Source organism: Flavobacterium magnesitis, assembly GCF_041729735.1.
Taxonomy (GTDB): Bacteria; Bacteroidota; Bacteroidia; order Flavobacteriales; family Flavobacteriaceae; genus Flavobacterium; species Flavobacterium magnesitis.
On the sequence record NZ_JBCFQK010000003.1, the window covers coordinates 64449 to 83826 of the forward strand.

The 19378-nt window shown below is 35.5% G+C and carries 23 protein-coding genes and 1 tRNA gene; 13 read left to right on the forward strand and 11 right to left on the reverse strand.

The features are described from left to right. Positions 1-41: 41 nt before the first annotated feature. Positions 42-1043 (reverse strand): helix-turn-helix transcriptional regulator, encoded by a 1002-nt coding sequence (locus AAGV33_RS03190; protein WP_373390505.1) that lies wholly within the window; start codon positions 1041-1043, stop codon positions 42-44. A 380-nt stretch (positions 1044-1423) separates the two neighbouring features. Here AAGV33_RS03190 and AAGV33_RS03195 point away from each other — a divergent pair, with 380 nt between their 5' ends. The 11 genes from AAGV33_RS03195 (at position 1424) to AAGV33_RS03245 (ending at position 10295) form a co-directional block, all read left to right on the forward strand. Further along, positions 1424-1729, forward strand: a complete 306-nt coding sequence (locus tag AAGV33_RS03195) for a DUF4134 domain-containing protein (RefSeq protein ID WP_373390506.1) — start codon at positions 1424-1426, stop codon at positions 1727-1729. Positions 1730-1740: 11 nt separating this feature from the next. Further along, positions 1741-2073 (forward strand): DUF4133 domain-containing protein, encoded by a 333-nt coding sequence (locus AAGV33_RS03200; RefSeq protein ID WP_373390507.1) that lies wholly within the window; start codon positions 1741-1743, stop codon positions 2071-2073. Further along, positions 2070-4568, forward strand: coding sequence for a TraG family conjugative transposon ATPase (locus tag AAGV33_RS03205; RefSeq protein ID WP_373390508.1), 2499 nt, complete (start codon positions 2070-2072; stop codon positions 4566-4568). Before AAGV33_RS03200 ends, AAGV33_RS03205 begins: the two co-directional genes overlap by 4 nt. Positions 4569-4592: 24 nt before the next feature. Next, a complete protein-coding gene (locus AAGV33_RS03210) occupies positions 4593-5225 on the forward strand; it encodes a DUF4141 domain-containing protein (protein ID WP_373390509.1) in 633 nt (210 codons plus the stop codon). 2 nt (positions 5226-5227) lie between these two features. Next, on the forward strand, positions 5228-6220 hold the full coding sequence (gene traJ / locus AAGV33_RS03215) for a conjugative transposon protein TraJ (protein ID WP_373390510.1): 993 nt from the start codon (positions 5228-5230) through the stop codon (positions 6218-6220). Between the two features lie 20 nt (positions 6221-6240). Next, complete coding sequence (gene traK, locus AAGV33_RS03220) at positions 6241-6864, forward strand: conjugative transposon protein TraK (RefSeq protein WP_373390511.1); 624 nt, start codon at positions 6241-6243, stop codon at positions 6862-6864. Positions 6865-6875: 11 nt separating this feature from the next. Continuing rightward, positions 6876-7313 (forward strand): hypothetical protein, encoded by a 438-nt coding sequence (locus AAGV33_RS03225; RefSeq protein ID WP_373390512.1) that lies wholly within the window; start codon positions 6876-6878, stop codon positions 7311-7313. Between the two features lie 20 nt (positions 7314-7333). Further along, positions 7334-7621 carry a nitrogen regulatory IIA protein gene (locus AAGV33_RS03230; RefSeq protein WP_373390513.1) on the forward strand — a complete coding sequence of 96 codons (288 nt, stop codon included), beginning with the start codon at positions 7334-7336 and terminating at the stop codon, positions 7619-7621. Continuing rightward, a complete protein-coding gene (gene traM, locus AAGV33_RS03235) occupies positions 7608-8927 on the forward strand; it encodes a conjugative transposon protein TraM (protein ID WP_373390514.1) in 1320 nt (439 codons plus the stop codon). Before AAGV33_RS03230 ends, traM begins: the two co-directional genes overlap by 14 nt. Before the next feature lie 41 nt (positions 8928-8968). Continuing rightward, entirely contained in the window at positions 8969-9862 is an 894-nt protein-coding gene (gene traN, locus AAGV33_RS03240; RefSeq protein ID WP_373390650.1) for a conjugative transposon protein TraN, read from the forward strand. Positions 9863-10019: 157 nt separating this feature from the next. Beyond that, entirely contained in the window at positions 10020-10295 is a 276-nt protein-coding gene (locus tag AAGV33_RS03245) for a molybdenum ABC transporter permease (protein ID WP_373390515.1), read from the forward strand. A 695-nt stretch (positions 10296-10990) separates the two neighbouring features. Here AAGV33_RS03245 and AAGV33_RS03250 read toward each other — a convergent pair. Genes AAGV33_RS03250 through AAGV33_RS03285 form a run of 8 tightly spaced genes read right to left on the reverse strand, consistent with a single transcriptional unit; the run spans position 10991 to position 16193 of the window. Continuing rightward, positions 10991-11797 (reverse strand): PRTRC system ThiF family protein, encoded by an 807-nt coding sequence (locus AAGV33_RS03250; protein WP_373390516.1) that lies wholly within the window; start codon positions 11795-11797, stop codon positions 10991-10993. Next, complete coding sequence (locus tag AAGV33_RS03255) at positions 11794-12507, reverse strand: PRTRC system protein B (protein WP_373390517.1); 714 nt, start codon at positions 12505-12507, stop codon at positions 11794-11796. The genes AAGV33_RS03250 and AAGV33_RS03255 overlap by 4 nt, the downstream gene beginning before the upstream one ends. 10 nt (positions 12508-12517) lie before the next feature. Beyond that, positions 12518-13678: a hypothetical protein gene (locus AAGV33_RS03260; RefSeq protein ID WP_373390518.1), complete on the reverse strand. Its 1161-nt coding sequence runs from the start codon at positions 13676-13678 to the stop codon at positions 12518-12520. A gap of 17 nt (positions 13679-13695) precedes the next feature. After that, positions 13696-13914 carry a PRTRC system protein C gene (locus AAGV33_RS03265; protein WP_373390519.1) on the reverse strand — a complete coding sequence of 73 codons (219 nt, stop codon included), beginning with the start codon at positions 13912-13914 and terminating at the stop codon, positions 13696-13698. Between the two features lie 18 nt (positions 13915-13932). Further along, positions 13933-14469, reverse strand: coding sequence for a PRTRC system protein E (locus AAGV33_RS03270; protein ID WP_373390520.1), 537 nt, complete (start codon positions 14467-14469; stop codon positions 13933-13935). A gap of 3 nt (positions 14470-14472) precedes the next feature. Continuing rightward, complete coding sequence (locus tag AAGV33_RS03275; RefSeq protein WP_373390521.1) at positions 14473-14676, reverse strand: hypothetical protein; 204 nt, start codon at positions 14674-14676, stop codon at positions 14473-14475. Further along, positions 14663-15757, reverse strand: coding sequence for a DUF932 domain-containing protein (locus AAGV33_RS03280; RefSeq protein WP_373390522.1), 1095 nt, complete (start codon positions 15755-15757; stop codon positions 14663-14665). Before AAGV33_RS03280 ends, AAGV33_RS03275 begins: the two co-directional genes overlap by 14 nt. Positions 15758-15800: 43 nt before the next feature. Beyond that, the gene (locus tag AAGV33_RS03285) at positions 15801-16193 is read right to left on the reverse strand and encodes a single-stranded DNA-binding protein (RefSeq protein WP_373390523.1); all 393 of its coding nucleotides are present in this window, start codon (positions 16191-16193) and stop codon (positions 15801-15803) included. 758 nt (positions 16194-16951) lie between these two features. Between AAGV33_RS03285 and AAGV33_RS03290 the strand changes: the two genes are divergently transcribed. Together AAGV33_RS03290 and AAGV33_RS03295 are read left to right on the forward strand one after the other, a co-directional pair. After that, complete coding sequence (locus AAGV33_RS03290; protein ID WP_140487007.1) at positions 16952-17230, forward strand: DNA-binding protein; 279 nt, start codon at positions 16952-16954, stop codon at positions 17228-17230. Further along, positions 17214-17531 (forward strand): hypothetical protein, encoded by a 318-nt coding sequence (locus AAGV33_RS03295; protein ID WP_026713440.1) that lies wholly within the window; start codon positions 17214-17216, stop codon positions 17529-17531. Before AAGV33_RS03290 ends, AAGV33_RS03295 begins: the two co-directional genes overlap by 17 nt. A gap of 13 nt (positions 17532-17544) precedes the next feature. Here AAGV33_RS03295 and AAGV33_RS03300 read toward each other — a convergent pair whose 3' ends face one another. Both AAGV33_RS03300 and AAGV33_RS03305 read right to left on the reverse strand, forming a co-directional pair. Beyond that, complete coding sequence (locus AAGV33_RS03300) at positions 17545-18858, reverse strand: site-specific integrase (protein WP_373390524.1); 1314 nt, start codon at positions 18856-18858, stop codon at positions 17545-17547. A 281-nt stretch (positions 18859-19139) separates the two neighbouring features. After that, positions 19140-19224: transfer RNA gene (locus AAGV33_RS03305), tRNA-Ser, on the reverse strand. Positions 19225-19378 lie beyond the last annotated feature (154 nt).

The window sequence follows — 19378 nt, forward strand, 5'->3', positions numbered from 1 at the left end:
TAAAGCTATGTTTTTATTGTGCATTATACATGCACAGTAAATCAGTAATTATTTAATTGTTTTTGTATTCGTTCTTTTATTTGGATTATTAGTGAATCAGGGGAAATTACTTTTACTTTTTCGCCAAAGGAAAGAATTCGCATTTCTAATTCGTAATTAATGATAACATTTATTCTGACTTCAAGTGTTCCATCCTCTAATACTTTACTTTTTTGAGACCAGTGTAATGGTTTTGTTTGAATGTAAGGAGCTTGTTCTTCACTAAAAACCAATTTGACTTCTTCAGTTTGTTTATTTGGATCTTTTGAAACTCCAATAATATCATCAAAAAACTCTTGCCAGTCGGTATCGTCGTTTCTATATTTTTCATTTGTAGTTTCAATGTTGCCATTGATTCTGTCTAATGCTAAATTCCAATGCGGATTTTGATTGAATTCGTTATATCCAAAAAGAAACCAACGGTTGTTGTATTGTTTTAGAAAATAAGGATGGAATATTATATTATAAGACTCTTTACCAAAAGGTTCATAATTAATTTTAATTACTGTTTTATTAATAATTGCGTTAAATAATGGTGTGATATAATTATAGCCCTTATAGTCGATATTGGATTCTAATGACATCACTTTTTTATCTTGGTTTTTTAGACCAAATTTATCATTAATAAGTGGTCCTAATTGATTAGCCCATTCAAATTCAGGACTACCCTCAAAACGTTGTAAAATGGATACCGCATTTTTTAATTGTTCAGCTTCGGTGTCATTTAATGGGCTATTATTGATAGAAAATTTTATATCATCATAACGATAATAAAAACCATTTGAACCACGAATTGCTTCAATAGGTGCATTATAAGCAGTTTTCATGAAGCTTATATCTTTACGCAACGTTCTTATTTCTATGCCTGAACTGGCTGAGTCATATTCTAATATAGCTTCATTGACAGCTTCTAAAAGATGTTCAATGCTATATTCCTTACCTAAATTTTTAAAACAACGATCCAGTCTATTGTATCTGATTATCTGATGCTTATTTATTGCCATTTAGTGTTTATTGAAAGTTGAATTACTTTTATGTAGTGTAATTCTATATTCTGGTAAAACTAAATATTTTAGATCTTAAAACCTATTCATTTTTGAACTAGTTTATAGGAATTTATCCGCTTACTTTTAAATCATTAGCCGTATTATTTAGTCTTTGATGATTTGAAATATTTCTTCTCCAATCGCATATTTCGATTTGCGATATGTAGATGTTTATTGGTTTAAATTCAATCTTTTATGATCATAAAATAAATGAATACGTCTTCTTCTGCCAAATAACTCCACTTAAGGACAATTTATTAGTACACTCCTGTTTCCAAAAGACATTTGCTCCAAAATCCTGCAACGAGCAGGAATGTCTAACAAATTAATTCAAAATCATGGAAAAACAAAGAAAAAAAAAATTGCTGATGGCTATGTCAACGCTGTCAGCTTTTGGTGTGATGGCACAGGGAAACGGTGCTGCAGGAATCAATGAGGCGACTCAAATGGTAACCTCTTATTTTGATCCAGCTACACAACTCATCTACGCCATCGGAGCGGTAGTTGGTCTTATCGGAGGTGTCAAAGTGTACAACAAGTTTAGTAGCGGTGATCCTGATACCAGCAAGACTGCGGCAAGCTGGTTTGGAGCCTGTATCTTCCTGATTGTGTCGGCTACCATTTTGCGTTCGTTCTTTCTTTAATTTTTTGGCTGATGAATAATTACAACATCAACAAAGGCATTGGGAGGACGGTAGAATTTAAAGGTTTGAAAGCGCAATACCTGTTCCTCTTCGCTGGAGGATTGCTTGGGATTCTTATCCTGATAATGATTTTGTACATGGTCGGAGTCAATTCCTTTGTCTGTCTATTTCTGGGAGCTGGTGGTGCTTTGTTAATTGTGTGGCAGACTTTTTCGCTGAACAAAAAGCATGGAGAACATGGATTAATGAAAATAAGTGCCAAGAAAAGGCATCCTCAATATATCATCTGTCGCAAGCGGATACACCGTTATTTCAAGTTCAAAACTAAATCCAAGTACGCATGAGAAATAAATCAAAAGCGACTACATTGGAAAGTAAGTTTCCATTGTTAGCGGTAGAAAATAATTGCATTATATCAAAGGATGCGGATATCACAGCTTGTTTTAGGGTTGGACTTCCAGAACTTTTCACTGTTGCTTCTGCGGAATACGAAGCCATTCATTCTGCTTGGCATAAGGCTATTAAGACTTTACCGGATTTTACGATAGTTCACAAACAGGATTGGTACATCAAAGAAAATTATGCTCCTGATATTGTTCAGGAGGATTTGAGTTTTTTAGCAAAATCCTACCAGCAACATTTTAATGAGCGTCCATTTCTGAATCACTATTGCTATTTGTTTCTTACCAAAACAACTAAAGAACGTATGCGAATGCAGAGTAATTTCTCTTCGCTTTGCAAAGGGGTACTTATTCCAAAAGAAATAAGAGATAAAGAAACAATCCATCGTTTTATGGAATCCGTTGCGCAGTTTGAACGAATTATAAATGACAGTGGTTTTGTAAAACTAGAGCGATTAAGTGAAGAAGACATCATTGGAACGGATGACAAGCAAGGAATATTGGAGCAATACCTGACCCTTTCAAGGGGATTAGAAACTCCCATGCAAGACATTGCTCTAGGAGCAGAAGAGGTTCGTATTGGAAACAAAAGACTTTGCCTGCATACCTTATCAGATACAGATGATTTACCGGGAACAGTTTCGGCAGATACTCGTTATGAAAAACTGTCTACAGACAGAAGTGATTGCCTTTTGTCTTTTGCCGCACCAGTAGGATTGTTGTTAAGCTGCAATCACATCTACAACCAATATCTTTTTCTGGATAACAGCGAAGATAACCTGCGTAAGTTTGAGAAATCAGCAAGAAACATGCACTCGTTGGCACGTTACAGCAGAGCGAACCAAATCAATAAGGAATGGATAGAACGCTATCTGAATGAAGCACATTCTTTTGGGCTTTCATCTATTCGGGCTCATTTCAATGTAATGGCTTGGTCGGAAGATCCTGCTGAACTAAAACAGTTAAAGAATGATACGGGTAGTGCTTTGGCACTGATGGAATGCAAACCAAGGCACAACACCACAGATGTAGCCACACTCTACTGGGCAGGAATGCCAGGCAATTCAGGGGATTTTCCGAGTGAAGAAAGTTTTTACACCTTCACAGAACCAGCTCTGTGTTTTTTTACTGAAGAAACAAATTATCAAAGTTCTCCATCACCTTTTGGGATTAAGATGGCTGACCGGCTTACAGGGAAACCCATCCATTTGGACATCTCCGATTTACCAATGAAGCGTGGAATTATCACTAATAGAAACAAGTTTATACTAGGGCCTTCAGGTTCAGGAAAGTCATTCTTTACCAATCACATGGTCAGACAATATTATGAACAAGGTGCTCATGTGTTGCTGGTAGATACAGGGAATTCTTATCAGGGATTGTGTGAACTCATCAAAGGGAAAACAAAAGGGGAGGATGGCGTTTATTTCACTTATACAGAAGACAATCCTATAGCCTTTAATCCTTTCTATACCGATGATGGTGTGTTCGATATAGAGAAAAGAGAAAGTATCAAAACGTTAATATTGACCTTATGGAAACGGGATGACGAGCCACCAACCCGCTCAGAAGAAGTAGCATTGTCCAATGCCGTGAGTGGCTACATCGAACGCATTAAACAAGAGGATGAATCTCCTTCGTTCAATGGATTTTATGAATACGTGAAGGTTGACTACAGAAAGGTATTAGAAGAAAAACAGGTACGGGAAAAAGACTTTGATCTTGCCAATTTTCTCAATGTATTAGAACCTTATTACAAAGGTGGTGAATACGATTACCTACTGAATTCTGACAAGCAATTAGACTTACTTTCTAAACGATTTATTGTGTTTGAAATTGATGCCATAAAGGATCATAAAATTCTTTTTCCGATTGTAACCATCATTATAATGGAGGTTTTTATCAATAAAATGCGTCGTCTGAAAGGAGTACGAAAACTAATCCTTATCGAAGAAGCCTGGAAAGCTATTGCAAAAGAAGGAATGGCGGAATACATCAAATATTTGTTTAAAACAGTAAGAAAGTTTTTTGGAGAAGCCATCGTAGTAACTCAGGAAGTGGATGACATTATTCAATCACCCATCGTAAAGGAAAGTATCATCAATAATTCGGATTGTAAAATACTGTTGGATCAGCGAAAATACATGAACAAATTTGATGATATACAAGCCATGCTTGGCCTCACTGAAAAAGAAAAAGCACAGGTACTTTCCATAAACATGAATAACGATCCCAGAAGGTTATATAAAGAAGTTTGGATTGGGTTGGGAGGTACTCATTCAGCAGTATATGCTACAGAAGTGAGTTTGGAGGAGTATTTGGCTTATACGACAGAAGAAACCGAAAAGTTAGAAGTGATGCGCCTTGCCAGAGAACTGGATGGAAATGTAGAACAGGCTATCAAACGGATAGTCCTTGAGAAAAAAGAAAATAAATAATAATCATTTTAAAAATTGAAAACAATGAAAAATTTAATGTTCATGGTGTATATAGCGTTGCTATTTGCTGTTACACCAACCGTTAAAGCGCAGTGGGTGGTAACAGATCCGTCTAATTTGGCTCAGGGTATTGTCAATACTGCGAGACAAATTGTACAGACTTCTACCACAGCGACCAATATGATTAACAACTTTAAGGAAGTCCAAAAAGTGTATAATCAGGGAAAAGAATATTATGACAAGCTAAAGGCGGTAAATAATTTGGTTAAAGATGCCCGAAAAGTACAACAGACTGTACTACTTGTTGGAGATGTTTCAGAGATTTATGTAAAGAATTTTGGAAAAATGATGAACGATCCTAATTTCAATGCACAGGAACTTTCAGCAATTGCCAATGGATACTCTGTCTTATTGAATGAGAGTGTATCACTTCTGAAAGAGCTTAAACAAATTGTAAATGCTTCTACTTTGTCCTTGAATGATAAAGAGCGTATGGATATTATTGACGGTGTTTATAAGGAGGTAAAGGAGTACCACAATCTGGTTCGTTACTTTACCAACAAAAATATTTCAGTCAGCTATCTCAGAGCTAAAAAAGCCAATAACAGTAAAAGAGTATTGGAACTTTATGGAACAGCTGACCAAAAATATTGGTAATCATGGAATTCAATAACCTTCATGAAGTACTACGTACGCTCTATGATGAGATGATGCCATTGTCAGCTGATATGGCAGCAGTAGCTAAAAGTCTGGCGGGATTGGGAGCTTTATTTTATGTAGCATTAAAGGTATGGCAGGCACTTAGCAGTGCAGAACCAATAGATGTTTATCCGCTCCTCAGACCTTTTGCTTTGGGACTTTGCATTATGTTTTTCCCAACGATGGTGTTGGGGACACTCAATGCAGTATTGAGTCCTGTGGTTAAAGGGACACATAGTATCTTAGAAAATCAAGTTTTGGATTTGAATGCCTTACAGCAACAGAAAGACCAACTGGAAAGAGAGGCAATGCTTCGCAACCCTGAAACCGCTTATTTGGTTTCAGATGAAGAGTTTGATAAGAAACTTGATGAACTGGGTTGGTCTCCTTCAGATTTGGTTACCATGTCTGGAATGTACATGGAAAGAGAAATGTACGGAGTCAAAAAAGAAATTCGTGATGGTTTTCGGGAGTTTTTGGAAATACTGTTTCAGGCTGCTGCGCTGGTCATTGATACGATACGGACTTTCTTCCTGATAGTCTTATCTATATTAGGCCCGATAGCTTTTGCCATTTCAGTCTGGGATGGATTTCAATCGACATTGACGCAATGGCTTACCCGATACATCAGTGTGTATCTCTGGTTGCCTGTTGCTGATCTTTTTAGTGCGATGTTGTCCAAGATACAATCCTTAATACTACAGAAGGATATTGAAAGTTTGTCAGATCCTAATTTTATTCCTGATTCATCCAATACGGTGTATATCATTTTTATGATCATTGGCATCATTGGATATTTCACAATTCCTACCGTAACGGGTTGGATAATTCAGGCTGGGGGAGCAGGTAATTTTATGCGAAATGTAAACCAAACCACCACAAAAACAGGAAATATTGTAGGGGCTGGTACGGGAGCAGTTGCGGGCAATATCGGAGGAAGACTAATGAAGTAATAATATTAAATAGTGTTAAAATGGAATTTAAAACCTTAAGGAATATCGAAAATAGTTTCAGGCAAATCAGATTGTATGCGATTGTATTTGCATTGTTGTGTATAGGAGTAACAGGATATGCCGTATGGCAATCCTACTGTTTTGCAGAGTTGCAGAGACAAAAGGTGTATGTATTGGACAATGGTAAATCATTAATGCTGGCTTTGGCACAGGATGCTTCCATCAATCGCCCTGTTGAAGCCAGGGAACACGTCAGACGTTTTCACGAGCTTTTCTTCACTCTGGCACCCGACAAGGATGCAATTGAAAGCAATATGAAAAGAGCTTTTAATCTCGCCGACAAAAGTGCTTTTGATTACTACAAAGACCTTTCTGAAAAAGGCTATTACAATCGCATTATTTCTGGGAATGTACAACAACGTATAGAAATAGATAGTGTGGCGTGCAATTTCGACAACTATCCTTATGCTGTAAGAACATACGCTATACAGTTTATTATTAGATCCAGTAATGTAACTAAGCGCAATCTAGTAACATCATGTTATCTCGTGAATTCAGTTCGTTCAGATAACAATCCACAAGGCTTCAACATAGAAAAGTTCAATGTAGTAGCCAATAATGATATCGAAATTATGGAACGTTAAAGTCAAAGAATATGGAACAGCAATTTGATTTAGATACATTCTCAAAAATCCTCACAGATAAAGGATATGACGGCTATTTCCATACGGAGGGTTGTTGTGCAGGCAAACTAAAGGATAGCATCGGTGAGTTTTTGGAAGCTTGGGACAATGGTAAAGAAGTTCCATTGTTAGAAAATCATCTGCATTTATCTACTTATCTCCAATGGAATGGTGAAGACAAACCAAAGATTAAGTGTAATATGTGTGTAAGATATCAGAACGGGAAATTCGATTTACAGCAAATGGAAATGTATGTAAGAAGAATAGATGGTTATGGGCAATTACTAAAGCAATCTAAACTGACCTCTCTTACAGCTAGTTCAGTTCCGACAGCAAAAGAGGCCATCGCTCAGGTGTCAGATACATGTAAACAGCAATTGTCTTCCCGAAGCAGGCGGTTTAAACTGTGAAATCCGATAAAAATTAAGGTATGAAAAAATTACGAGCAAATATAAACACTTGGTTTGAAAAGCTTGATAAACAATGGAGGGAACTTCCTGTGCAACAACAGTACAATTATCTTTTATACTGTTTTCTGGGTTATCTGATTCTTACTGTAGCTGTAATTCTAAAGGTTTGGTATGATACAGGTAAATCCAATCACAGTCTGGTTATCGAGCATATTGAAAATCCAGTTGTTAAAAAGAAAGAATCCGCTATATCGATCCAGGATTCATTGTTAAAAATCATAAAAAATAAAAGTCATGAAAGAAAATGAAAATAAAAAAAATACCGTCTTTGTTACAGATGGTAGTCAAAATAATACTTCGGATATAGTGCTGGAAAGCAGTTTAAATAAAGTCAATAAATTTAAAAAGCCACTTATTTTTTCGCTGATGAGTATTGTATTTCTAGGGTGTATGTATTTAATATTTAAACCATCCGAGAATAGGAAAAAGACAGAAGATATAGGTCTCAATGATTCGGTTCCTGAAGCTACTGATAATGGTTTACAGGATGATAAGCAAAAAGCCTATGAAGAGGCAATGTTAGAGCAAAAGAATCTGGAAAAACGTAAATCATTATTGTCTCTTTCTGATTATTGGAAAGAAGACGATATTGATAGTACAACTCCAGTTCTTTCAGAAGATGGGAATGAAGCTTCGAATACTATTGCAGGAAACACAAATTCTTCTTTAGACAGTTATCGTAATGCACAAAATGCAGTGGGTACTTTTTATCAGAATGATAATCCGGAGACATTGCAACTGCGTAAACAACTGAATGAGCTAAAAGAACAGCTGGTTAAAAAGAATGAGACAGCAATTGATCCTGTGGAAAGCCAATTGGAATTGATGGAGAAATCGTATCAGATGGCTGCAAAATATCTTCCAACAAATGGGGTTTCAGGGGAACAACCAAAGGAACAAAAAGCAGCACTTTCTGGTTCATCAAACCAAAAAGAAACTTTTGTTGCATTTGTTCCTGCCAGTAAAAATGTCGTTTCTTCTTTATATAGAGTACCTACGGATAGCATATTTATAGATAATTGGAGCGAAAATCACAACCTTGGATTTTATACGGTTGGGAAAACGGAACAGCAAATACAACCCAAAAATAGTATCCGTGCTGTTGTGCAACAAACACAGCTGCTAACAGAGGAGAGTAGTGTTCGTTTACGTTTATTAGAATCAGCCAAAATAGGAAATCATATTATTCCTCAAGGTACAGTATTGACTGCAAATTCAAAATTCCAACAAGGACGTGTCCAAATGAAAATTACTTCGATAGAACAGCATGGCAATATTATTCCGGTTAACATTATAGTGTATGGACTGGATGGGCAAGAAGGTTTGTTTGTGCCTTATTCTCCCGAAATGAGTGCTTTCAAAGAAATGGCTGCTAATATGGGACAGACTTCGGGAAGCAGTATTATGATGACAAATTCTGCCGGACAACAAATAGCGGGAGACTTGAGTCGTGGGTTGGTACAGGGCGTTTCTGGATATTTTTCTAAAAAAATGAGAACTCCAAAAGTAACACTCAAAGCAGGACATCAAGTGTTCCTTGTTTCTAAAAAATAAATATTTCAATTCTTTAAACTTTATACAATATGAAAACAACAATGAAAAACATCCTAATAGTATTGGTTTTAGTATTTGGCTATGCTATGCCCTCTCAAGCGCAAAATAGTGTTCACAATATCACAAAGTTGGACTTGGGAAAAATAGAGCCCTACCAGATAGAAGTAACTTACAGTAAAACTTCCCACTTAATATTTCCTGCTGTTATCCGCTACGTGGATTTAGGAAGTGATTATCTGGTTGCAGCCAAAGCGGAAGATGCAGAAAATGTATTACGAGTAAAGGCAGCAGTTCGCGATTTTGATGAAGAAACTAATTTTTCGGTGATTACCGATGATGGACGTTTCTATAATTTCAATGTGCTTTTCAACTCTTTTCCAGTTACTATGAATTACAATCTTTTGGAAATGCAAAAGGGAATAAGTAGAGAGAATGGTAATGATGTTCTTTTTGAGGAATTAGGAAAAAATGCTCCATCATTAGTAGGTGAGTTGATGGAAACGATTTATAAAAAAGACAAACAACTCATAAAAAATATTGAGACTAAGAGTTTTGGGATTCAATTTTTATTAAAAGGAATCTATATCCATGACGATAAATTCTATTTCCATACCGAGGTTAGTAATCTTACCAATGTGCCGTTCCGAATTGATTTTATTGATTTCAAAGTAGTAGATAAAAAGCTGGCTAAACGTACTGTAATACAAGAAAGAATGTTAACTCCATTGCGAATATATAAACCGCTGGATGAAATTATAGGTAATACAATAGAGCGAAATATATTTCTGTTGGATCTATTTACTATTGCCAATGACAAAGTACTCCTTATAGAAATTTTCGAAAAAAACGGTGGCAGACATCAGCTATTAGAAATTGAAAATTCTGATTTGGTTAAAGCAAAGCTTATCAAGGATATGAAGTTAAAGATTAATTGATTTTAATAGAAAACATAAAAGGGGCTGTTTCACCATTTGGTGAGGCAGCCTCTTGCTATTTGTTGAATATATTTATTTCTTAACCTTTTAAAAACAATAAGTTATAGGTAAGAAACGTTTTTTAAAATTAAAAGAGTGAAATATAAACGTACTCATTATGAATCCAACATTGTTTTTAAGCACCTTAGCTTTGTTAAGTGGTTTTGGTCTTCGTTACTGGATTAACAGAAGAAAATTTTATAGAAGAAGCCCAATGGGAGCGGAAGGCTTTTCGAGTTATGAAAAATCAGTATTGATTTCTTTTCTGGAGCGTACCGGAAAATGGATTGCTTTTATTTTGATTGTTTTTGGACTTTTGTTCTTCTGGAGTTATTCAAGACAAAAGAAAGAAAAAGAAGAAGTGGTTTTAATTGAAAAGCAAAATCCAAAATAATCAAGCGGCATTCTTTTGCTTCTTTTCTTTGGTCGCTGATGTAGAAAGAAAAGAAGTTAAACCAAACCAATAAAGAGGATAATGAATATTCTCATGCAAAATCCGCAAGCTTTTTGGTAAAATGGGAGGATTCACATTTTAGCAAAGTGCTTGTATCCTTTTTCTGCAAAAAGACTTTCCTGACCATCGAGAGGGAGTGTGTTTTTACTCTGATTTCATCATAAATAATAAAGCGACGTTCTTTTGCTTCTTTTTTTTGGTCGCTTATTTGGAAAGAAAAGAAGTTAGACCAAATTAATAAAGAGGATAATGAATATTCTCATGTAAAACTCGCAAGCTTTTTGGTGAAATAGGAGGATTCACATTTTAGCAAAGTGCTCGCACCTTTTTTTCTGCAAAAAGACTTTCCTGACCATCGAGAGGGAGTGTCTTTTTACTCTGATTTCATCATAAATAATTCAGCGACGTTCTTTTGCTTCTTTTCTTTGGTCGCTTATGTGAAAAGAAAAGAAGTCGGACAAAATAAATAAAGAGGATAGTGTGTATCCTCACGCATAATTTACAAGCTTTTTGGTGAAATGGGAGGATTCACATTTTGCCAAAGTGCTTGCACCTTTTTTTCTGCAAAAAGACTTTCCTGACCATTGGAAAGGAGTGTCTTTTTGCAGCCCGCCCCGATAACTATCGGGGTTGGCTTAGCCAACTGGGATGGGCTGTGACCTAAAGTCTTTCAAATTGAGAAAAAAGCCTCTGTATTGGGTTAGTCCATTGCGAAACAAACCCCATAAAAGAGAACTTCCCATTTGTGCAAGTGCAGAATTAATATATAAATCTTGTTTTTCCAATGCTTCCGCAAGGGAGCAACTTGGAGTGTCATCTGTAATTTCGGACTGTTTCAGCAGTTCGGGAAATTCTTCGGTTACAAATGGTAAGTTAGCAACGGTTTCGTATTTCTCTGAATTGGGTTGTTTAATAGTACCTATAGACGATAGTATCACTTGTCCTGTGTGTTGGCTATTGCCAAAGTCCATCCAATAACGAGGACGATTAGCATAAGCTCTACTGTTATTAAGTTGTTTCAAAATATCAGCAATTTCAAAACGAGCTTTCACGCTATCCACACAGCTAATAAAAATAGTTGCTCCCGCATTTTCGGGTAATCTATCCAAACTGTCTTTTTCAAATTTTATGGTTTCCGCTTTCCAGTTTGTACCCGACCAACGGTTGGCACGGTTTATCAATGCCACTGATTTGTACAGTCCTGTTTCAGAATCTGCAAATCGTTGTCTGCCTAAATTGGCTTCCGTTATAATATCATCATCCCAAAGACGAACATTTAAACCTGCATGACCTAATGCAATAAGGCTGTGATTCATTTCCATAAGGGAAGTTAATACTTTTGATCCTGTACCACCTGCACCGATAAGATTTACCACTATTGGGTTTGTGGGATTTATTAAATAGTTGTCCGTTAAATGAACTTTTGTTTTTTCGATATTCATGACAATATATCTTTTAAGGTTTTATCATTCTTTTTTAATACTTCTTTTGGAAAAGTGTTGTTTGTATTGACAAGGCTTTCCCAAAGTATTACACAGTTTCCGTTTATCGGATTATAGTCCTGCATCAAATGACTGAAGTAGCTGTTGAAAAAATAACTTTCCCATGCGGTTGTAAACTCTTCTAATGAAGCAATTTTCTTAATTTGAACATCTACCGTTCCCATACAAACATTACCATTTTCATATACATTAAAAAAAGGAGCATTGTACAATTTTGTATTTTCGTTTGGTCTGCGGCTGCTTCCCAAAGCAAAAACAGAAAGACTATTTTTGTTGGCAATCCATAACATAGGAGGGACATTTGCCTTGCCATTTGGAATACCTAGATTTTCTGTAAAACACAGTTCTCTTTGCATGGCTTTGGTAAACCAAATTACCTTATTTTGATTAAGGTTAATATGTAAAATAGCATTGCTAATTATTCCGTCTGATTTTAAACAAGGTTCTTTTTCTTCTTTGGCTGTCTTTAATGTTTTTACCAGTTGGTTTGCTTCTCTTACAGTCAAGGGATGGGCATTAATAGGATTTCCATTTTTATCCATATCAAAAGATTCTACATAGGTGTCTGAATTCATTCCTTTAGTCTGGTAGAATACTAATGCCAATTTAGGATGGTATAGCGTTCCAAAATTTTCTGTAATGTCTTTCATCACTATTGTTTTAAAAATTGTTTAATAGGTAAATTAATTCTCCGATAAGGGCAAACAATCTATTCTCAAAATCAAGATTGTTTGCTGTGATGTCACTTCCATCGAAACGCTTAACGATACTAGGCTCTTCAATTTGTCCGTATTCTTGTAATTCGTTATTTACGCATTGAATAATATTTTCATTTAGCCAACCTTTTCCATCAGCATAAAAAGATATGTAGTAATCCATTGTTAAAATGTTATCTGTTTCTTCTTCGTTTTCGTCTGCTTCATCGTTGGGTCTTGCATTTCGAAATACATTTTCATTTGGATATTGCTCTAAAAGGGCATAGGCTTCTTGAGCTAATTTTAAACAATCCTGTTCAAAAACGTCCTTAAATTTAAAACGGTTTAAACGTTTTTTGAAAAAAGTTAGATTGGCAGTATTGAAGGTTTTTTGTTCCATTTTGTCGCCAATCCATTCTGCTTGTTCGAATTCACTCAAATAAATGGATGTTTCTTCGGAATCATCATCAGTTAGTTGCCATTCTTTTAACATCTCGTATTGATAATAAAGAAAACTATTTTCCTGTCTGTAATAAGGTATGTTGACACTATGATAGAGATAACTACAAACCGATAATAAAAGCTGTGCACTGTGTTTTCGTTTATTGTTTTTTAACAAACGATAAAGCGGTACTACTGGAATATAATAGAGTGTAGAGTTAGTATTGTATCGTTCTTCACTTGTAAAAAAAGTTTTTTGGTTATCCTGTACGAGTTTGATTTCTTCCCAATCCCTCACCTTATCTTTTAGTTTTTCTTTGGTGTCCCATAAAGCCAAAGCGATATTGTATGGATAACCAAAAGGTTGGGTGTGAATGGGGTTAATATTATAATGTGTTGCAAGTTGGGAAAGAGATTGGTAAAAATCTCTTTCCGTGTTTGCTGTTTTCTTACAAGCTTGTGCAGTTTTCGTTTCTGCCAAAACTGGCAGGAATGAAGTTCTTAAAAAACCATTGGCAACATTGGTACTGGTACGGACTGCTGTTTGTCCTTGCGGATTTCGTTTGCATCCTTTGTTCGTTTCATCCGGTTTGCGAACTCTCCTAATTGACGGTGTAGTTGCTTTTGTTTGGATTCTTTGGGTAGCTGTATCGTACCCGCTATGATATGTGATTGCATAAGTCATTTTTTATAGTTTTTGGTTTAACCTTTTGTCCCTATAGCACTTTCAAAGCGGTATTGTACCATATCATCCTTTATTACATGTGTGCTAATTTTTGCAGTTGTAAGGATGGGATAAGTATTCGAATAAAAGTTTAACACGGCTTGTACACTCCATTTTGGTTCGGGGTCTGTGAGTTTGATTTCTTGTCCTTTATCGTTAAACAGAAATACTCTTTCTAATTGTGTGGCTAATAACATAATGATTCAATTTAGACGTTAAACATTTTCTTGCTCTGCTCCGAAAAGACTAGGCGAAGCGAATTTATCGGATAGTTCTTTTTTACGTTTGTGTATGACTTCGGCATATTCAGGATAATCGTTAGGATTAGGTACTTTCATCCAGGCATCACGGGGTTTGCCATCGTTGTCCAATTCATCAGCCTTTGCCATAGCTTCTTTGTATTTCTTTTCTTTTTCGTCCTTTGCTTTTTTCTCCTTATCGGTTTTTTCCTTTTCCATTGCCGATTGTTTTTGGGCATTTTCCAATTGCTTCATATAGGCTTCCATATTGACCATTAAACCCGAAGCAGTTTGTAAGGGTACTGCAATACTTTCAAAAAATCCCTCGTCTAGTTCTTCTGCTGTCCCTCTAAGATTAAGAGGTGGGATTAGTTGTTTGGCATTGTCTCCGCATTGTTCGTTTTGCAGTAGAATAGAAACGACCAGTTTGTTTTCTACTCCTCTTGATATAGTTAGCTGTAAGTCGCCAGTGATTTCTAATTCTGCTATCTGATTGAAAAAATTAGTATTCATCTTTTAAATTTTTAAAGTGTTGTTTAATCCGTTTTTAATTGCTGTTAACTTTTCGTGCATATCCAGCCAATAGGCTTTTTGTCTTTCATTGAAATCTGAAAAATCGTTACCCTCTTGTTGGTAGTCTTTGTATTCTGCCGTTATTTTGATAGCTTCATCAAGGTCGGTTACCTCAATAGCGTAACCGTTCAAATCAATTACTTCCATTCATCAAAAAATTTATGTTGATAGCGTTCGCACCAATTTTTGCAAATGAGCTACATAGTTCGAATGTTTTTTGGGACTTTATCTGTGCCGTACCACCTAATACAATGGATTGTAATTTGGCTTCATCATCCTTATAATTGCGTACATTTTGGTAGTAGCCAGTCACAGCGTTATAAGCCCCAAATAAAGTTCCTTTTGTGGTTTCTATTTGTTGGGTCTCATTAGTCATTGCATAAGCAAAAGCACTTTCAACAGTATTTTTGAACACGGTGGAGATTTCGTCATTATTACCCTTTTTGATATGCTCTAGGGTTTCTTTATTGGGACAAAGTGCCAACTGTATCAATTTTTCTACCTCCTTATCACTTACTTTTACTTTCGCCCAGTCATTGAAGATGTTTTCCAATTGATTGCTAAACTCGTTAGCCAATCCCATTACTTTGTGGGCATTGTCCAAACGTTGTTTAGCTCCCGAAGTATGGCGGATGCGTACCACGTTACTCATATTGCGAAGTGAAGCGTTAAGCGTATTTTGACAAACAATTCGAACAGGGGTAAAGGCTGCGGTAATACTTCCGCTACCATCGTGCGAAGTAGTGAGAAAAATATATTTTTCTGTTACATCATCGCCATTACCAACACGGATATAATCAGGTAGTTTTGCAGTTATGAAAATACGCTCTCCATTACCTAAAGCTCCTGCGGTCTCGTATAAGATTCCATCAGTTCCACCCACAATAGCATCAAAAAAACTAAAAGCCTCACGATTTTGTACAATATGGTAGTCTTTGCCTACCACACCCAAAACGGTGTTGTTATCAGTACGCATAGTAGCAAAATAATTAGGTACGTTTAGTTCGTTGTCTCTAATTTCTATGGTGTTTGTGTTTTCAATAATTCCTGAACCTTTAGTGTATAGCGGACTTTTGATTACCTCATAATCCAGTCCTGCGTGTTGGATTGCTTCTGCACTTGTCGGATAATCTTGTACAATTTGTCCTAAACCGTGCCATGCTTTTTCCTGAACGCTTAAAAAAGAATAACGTCCAGTTCTTTCGTTGAAATTTAAATTATGTGCCATGATGTTGAGATTTTAAAATTTGAAAAAGATTAAATGACTTGTGTTAGAAAGGTAAATCGTCTCCATCTTCCTGATTTGGAGTTTTAGTTTTCTGTTCCTTGGTGCTTGTCTGAGCGTTTTCTGTTTTCTTACCGCCTCCATGCAATTTGATAGTTGAGGTATGGAAGTTTAAACTTGCTCTTATTTCTCCGTTACTAGCTGTCCACGGTCTTGTGCTAACTCTACCTGTAAGCTCTACCAAAGTGCCTTTAGTTAGTATCTTTACTACGTTTGGACTTATCCAGTAAGAGCAGTCGAAATAGGTAGTTTGTTCTATACGTTCGCCTTGTTTGTTGCGATAGCTGTCGTTAGTAGCTACTGAAAAGTTGACTACTTGTTTTTCCTTTGACGTTGTGCGTATTTCCGCATCCCTTGTCAGTCTTCCGATAATGTTCATAATCTTTACTTTTTAGAGTTAAATTTTTATTTTATTTATTCGGTAATGAGAGGAGGAGCTGTTTCGTTTCACTCTATTACCATTTCTAATGCTTTTGTTTTCCATTATTGACATTTTTTTTATTCGTCTAAAGAGCCGGAGTATGCTTTGTTTCGTTTCAGGAGCATAAAAGGTTAGTGTTTAGCAGGAGCAAGGTTTTGTCAAACAAATACAACCCGAATGGGTGGAGATTTTTTGACAAACCCGTAGGGCATGACCTTGTTTCTGCGTTAAGAACACTAGTATACCTTTGCTCTTGAAATGGGACAAAACAGCATACTGGCTCTTGAATAAAAAAAACAGTGGAAGCGATGAAAAAGGCATTGAATAAATAGTTCAATGTGATTTGAAAAAATCAATTAATGAGATTTTCTAAAAACTTTAAGTGTCATTATTTTCTAAATATATGGCTATGAAAGCCATGTAAAAGGATCTTGAAAAATACTGTTTGGGTGAAGATTTGGATTTTTAAAGATGCTTTTATTAGGTATCCGATTAAGCTCTTTTATGAAGTAGAGTAGCGGATGAATAAATGTGCTTTGAGGATTTGATGTTTATATGTTGGATATACATTATGGTAGGAGTCAATTAAAGCCAAAAAACTCCATTCAGAACACCATATCGATTATTTATTTGTTACTCTATTACATTAGCTATATGAATGGCTGATAAAAAAGCTATTGTTCCAAAAAAGAAAAAATAAAAACAATAGATATGTTATGGGGGAAATTGTAACTAAAGAAGATTTAAGACAGTTTGGTATATTATTAATTGATAGTATGCGAACTATTATCCAAGAAAATAATAATGATAAAACCGAAATATTAGAGCTTGAATGGCTGAAAAGTAAGGCTGTGAGAAAGCTTCTGGATATTTCTGCAGGTTCAGTACAGAATTTAAGGATGACGCAGAAAGTCCGATTTAAGAAAGTTCTTGGTTCTTATTACTACAATAAAAATGATCTGCTAAAACTTTTTAAAGATGAATCAAACAAATAGTAAAACAGAAGACCAAATAATAGATCAATTATCCATTTATATGGATGATCCACAGCTAAATGTTTGGCATTTGGCTATTTTAACAGCAATTTTAAGTTTGGGATATAGGCAGAAAGAAAGGCATAGGATTAGAGTCAGCCGACGTAAGATTATGTTATTGTCACATATTAATACAATTCCAACTTATCATAAATATTTTAAACAGCTTCAGGAGTTGGGGTATATTAAGTATAAACCTTCCTACCATCCAGGTTATAGAAGTGAAGTTGAATTAAATCAAAAGAGGTTATCGATGAGATAACCTCTTTTCTTTTTTAGGATAGTGTCGAAATATTATATTTCTCTTTAATTAATTCTATTTCATTCTCCAATCTGTTAAGTGTACTTAAATCTTCCTGTGATATTTCAGTTTTTTCAAGCTTTAGTTTTTTATTTAGAAGTGTCATTTCCCGACCTATAGTAGCTTGTTCTGTGATAGCGTAAGCTTCCGTCTGTTTCACTGATGAATGCCCTAACATTTCCTTTACAACATTAATAGGGACGTTATTATTTAATGTTACTGTACTCCCAAATGTTCTGCGTGCCATATGCGTATTGAGCGTGAAGGGAAAACCGCATAAATCAGCAATTTCTTTAAGGTATTCATTCATTTTCTGATTAGAAGAAACAGGCAGTACGGTTCCGCGCTTAAGGCATAAGGGATGGTCTTTATATTTTTCAAGAATTTTGATAGCCTTTGGAAGAAGCGGAATTCTTGCCGTAGAATTTGTTTTCTGTCTTTCATATAAAATCCATTGATTTCCGTCAACACCATCTTTTATGTCGGCTCTCTGAAGCTGAAAAGCGTCAATGTAAGCAAGTCCGGTATAGCATTGGAAAACAAAAATATCACGCACAGTATTGAGTCTGTCTGTTGAAAATTGATGTCTTTCAAGTTCAGCTAATTCTTTAGCAGAAATAGGCTTCTTTACAATTTTAGTTTTCTTTCCTTTAAAACTCTTAAATGGATCTTTGATAATGATTTCTTTATCTATGGCTCGTATTACAATTTTCTTGAAGTTGGAAATATATTTAAGTGTGGTATTATTTGAGCATTTCCTTACTGTACGAAGATAGAACTCAAAATCTTTTATAAATTCAAAATTTAAATCAGCAAATTCAAAATCACTGGCATTGTATTTTAATTTAATGAATGCTGTAACGTGGTTTTTAGTGATACTGAATCTCTCTAGTGTGGCTTCTGTATATCCGTTACCAATTAGGGCTTTCATTTCATCATTGTGTTTTTGAAATTCTTCAAGTACCCGAGCTCTGGGTGTTATTCTTCCCATAACATGATCCATAATCTTTTGGGAGGTTATGGGTTTTCCTGTATACATAATTTCTGTTTTGATTTCATGGATTTTCGTAGTGAGTGAATCCAGGAAAAAATTCAGCGATTTTGCATCTTCTTTTGTTCCTACTGCTCTCTCAGTTTTCTGATTCCAGCGCTCAATGTCCCACTGGCGTCTGGTTGATGCTTCTCTTGGGATACCATCAACGGTAATTCTGAAATAAACGGTTCTAATGTTACTTTCATGGCGGGGTACTTTCAAAAAGAAAATTAGCCCAAAGCTTTTCTCTAGCATAATTCAACTTATTAGATTAGTAAATGTAGAATTATAACTTAATTTAGACAAGATGTAAACCTGCTTAACCCCTCTGATAATAGGACTTAAGATAAAATTTTGTGGCACAATTTTAAAATCTCATACTGTGCCACGAATGTGCCATAAAGATTTTGCGTGATTTTATAAATATTGAAAAGTGGTATAAAAGAAAAAACCCTGCAAATCGTTTGATTTGCAGGGTTTACCGCTTTTTTAAGGCTTTTTTGAAAACTTTGAAAAGTCTCTTTTTTAGCCTTCAGCGGAGAAAGAGGGATTCGAACCCCCGGACCTGTTACAGTCAACAGTTTTCAAGACTGCCGCATTCGACCGCTCTGCCATTTCTCCAGTATGTTGCTATCATTTCCTGATTGCGAGTGCAAATATAAGGCGTTTTTTCGTTTAAATCCAAACTATTTCGAAAAAAAAATCAGCTATTTTTTGATAGCTGATTTAATGATTTTATTTTGTGATAGTTAGCTTATAATTGTTTTTAAATTTA

Bases quoted from the DNA above. Each gene is read 5' to 3' on its own strand.
- AAGV33_RS03265 (WP_373390519.1), bottom strand. From the start codon at position 13,914: ATGTTATTAGCCACACAATTAGAAAGAGTATTTCTGTTTAACGATAAA.
- AAGV33_RS03255 (WP_373390517.1), bottom strand. From the start codon at position 12,507: ATGAAAGACATTACAGAAAATTTTGGAACGCTATACCATCCTAAATTG.
- AAGV33_RS03210 (WP_373390509.1), top strand. From the start codon at position 4,593: ATGAAAAATTTAATGTTCATGGTGTATATAGCGTTGCTATTTGCTGTT.
- AAGV33_RS03260 (WP_373390518.1), bottom strand. From the start codon at position 13,678: ATGACTTATGCAATCACATATCATAGCGGGTACGATACAGCTACCCAA.
- AAGV33_RS03245 (WP_373390515.1), top strand. From the start codon at position 10,020: ATGAATCCAACATTGTTTTTAAGCACCTTAGCTTTGTTAAGTGGTTTT.
- AAGV33_RS03300 (WP_373390524.1), bottom strand. From the start codon at position 18,858: ATGCTAGAGAAAAGCTTTGGGCTAATTTTCTTTTTGAAAGTACCCCGC.
- AAGV33_RS03295 (WP_026713440.1), top strand. From the start codon at position 17,214: ATGAATCAAACAAATAGTAAAACAGAAGACCAAATAATAGATCAATTA.
- AAGV33_RS03230 (WP_373390513.1), top strand. From the start codon at position 7,334: ATGAAAAAATTACGAGCAAATATAAACACTTGGTTTGAAAAGCTTGAT.
- traN (WP_373390650.1), top strand. From the start codon at position 8,969: ATGAAAAACATCCTAATAGTATTGGTTTTAGTATTTGGCTATGCTATG.
- traJ (WP_373390510.1), top strand. From the start codon at position 5,228: ATGGAATTCAATAACCTTCATGAAGTACTACGTACGCTCTATGATGAG.
- AAGV33_RS03285 (WP_373390523.1), bottom strand. From the start codon at position 16,193: ATGAACATTATCGGAAGACTGACAAGGGATGCGGAAATACGCACAACG.
- AAGV33_RS03250 (WP_373390516.1), bottom strand. From the start codon at position 11,797: ATGAATATCGAAAAAACAAAAGTTCATTTAACGGACAACTATTTAATA.
- traM (WP_373390514.1), top strand. From the start codon at position 7,608: ATGAAAGAAAATGAAAATAAAAAAAATACCGTCTTTGTTACAGATGGT.
- AAGV33_RS03200 (WP_373390507.1), top strand. From the start codon at position 1,741: ATGAATAATTACAACATCAACAAAGGCATTGGGAGGACGGTAGAATTT.
- traK (WP_373390511.1), top strand. From the start codon at position 6,241: ATGGAATTTAAAACCTTAAGGAATATCGAAAATAGTTTCAGGCAAATC.
- AAGV33_RS03225 (WP_373390512.1), top strand. From the start codon at position 6,876: ATGGAACAGCAATTTGATTTAGATACATTCTCAAAAATCCTCACAGAT.
- AAGV33_RS03195 (WP_373390506.1), top strand. From the start codon at position 1,424: ATGGAAAAACAAAGAAAAAAAAAATTGCTGATGGCTATGTCAACGCTG.
- AAGV33_RS03275 (WP_373390521.1), bottom strand. From the start codon at position 14,676: ATGGAAGTAATTGATTTGAACGGTTACGCTATTGAGGTAACCGACCTT.
- AAGV33_RS03270 (WP_373390520.1), bottom strand. From the start codon at position 14,469: ATGAATACTAATTTTTTCAATCAGATAGCAGAATTAGAAATCACTGGC.
- AAGV33_RS03205 (WP_373390508.1), top strand. From the start codon at position 2,070: ATGAGAAATAAATCAAAAGCGACTACATTGGAAAGTAAGTTTCCATTG.
- AAGV33_RS03190 (WP_373390505.1), bottom strand. From the start codon at position 1,043: ATGGCAATAAATAAGCATCAGATAATCAGATACAATAGACTGGATCGT.
- AAGV33_RS03290 (WP_140487007.1), top strand. From the start codon at position 16,952: ATGGGGGAAATTGTAACTAAAGAAGATTTAAGACAGTTTGGTATATTA.
- AAGV33_RS03280 (WP_373390522.1), bottom strand. From the start codon at position 15,757: ATGGCACATAATTTAAATTTCAACGAAAGAACTGGACGTTATTCTTTT.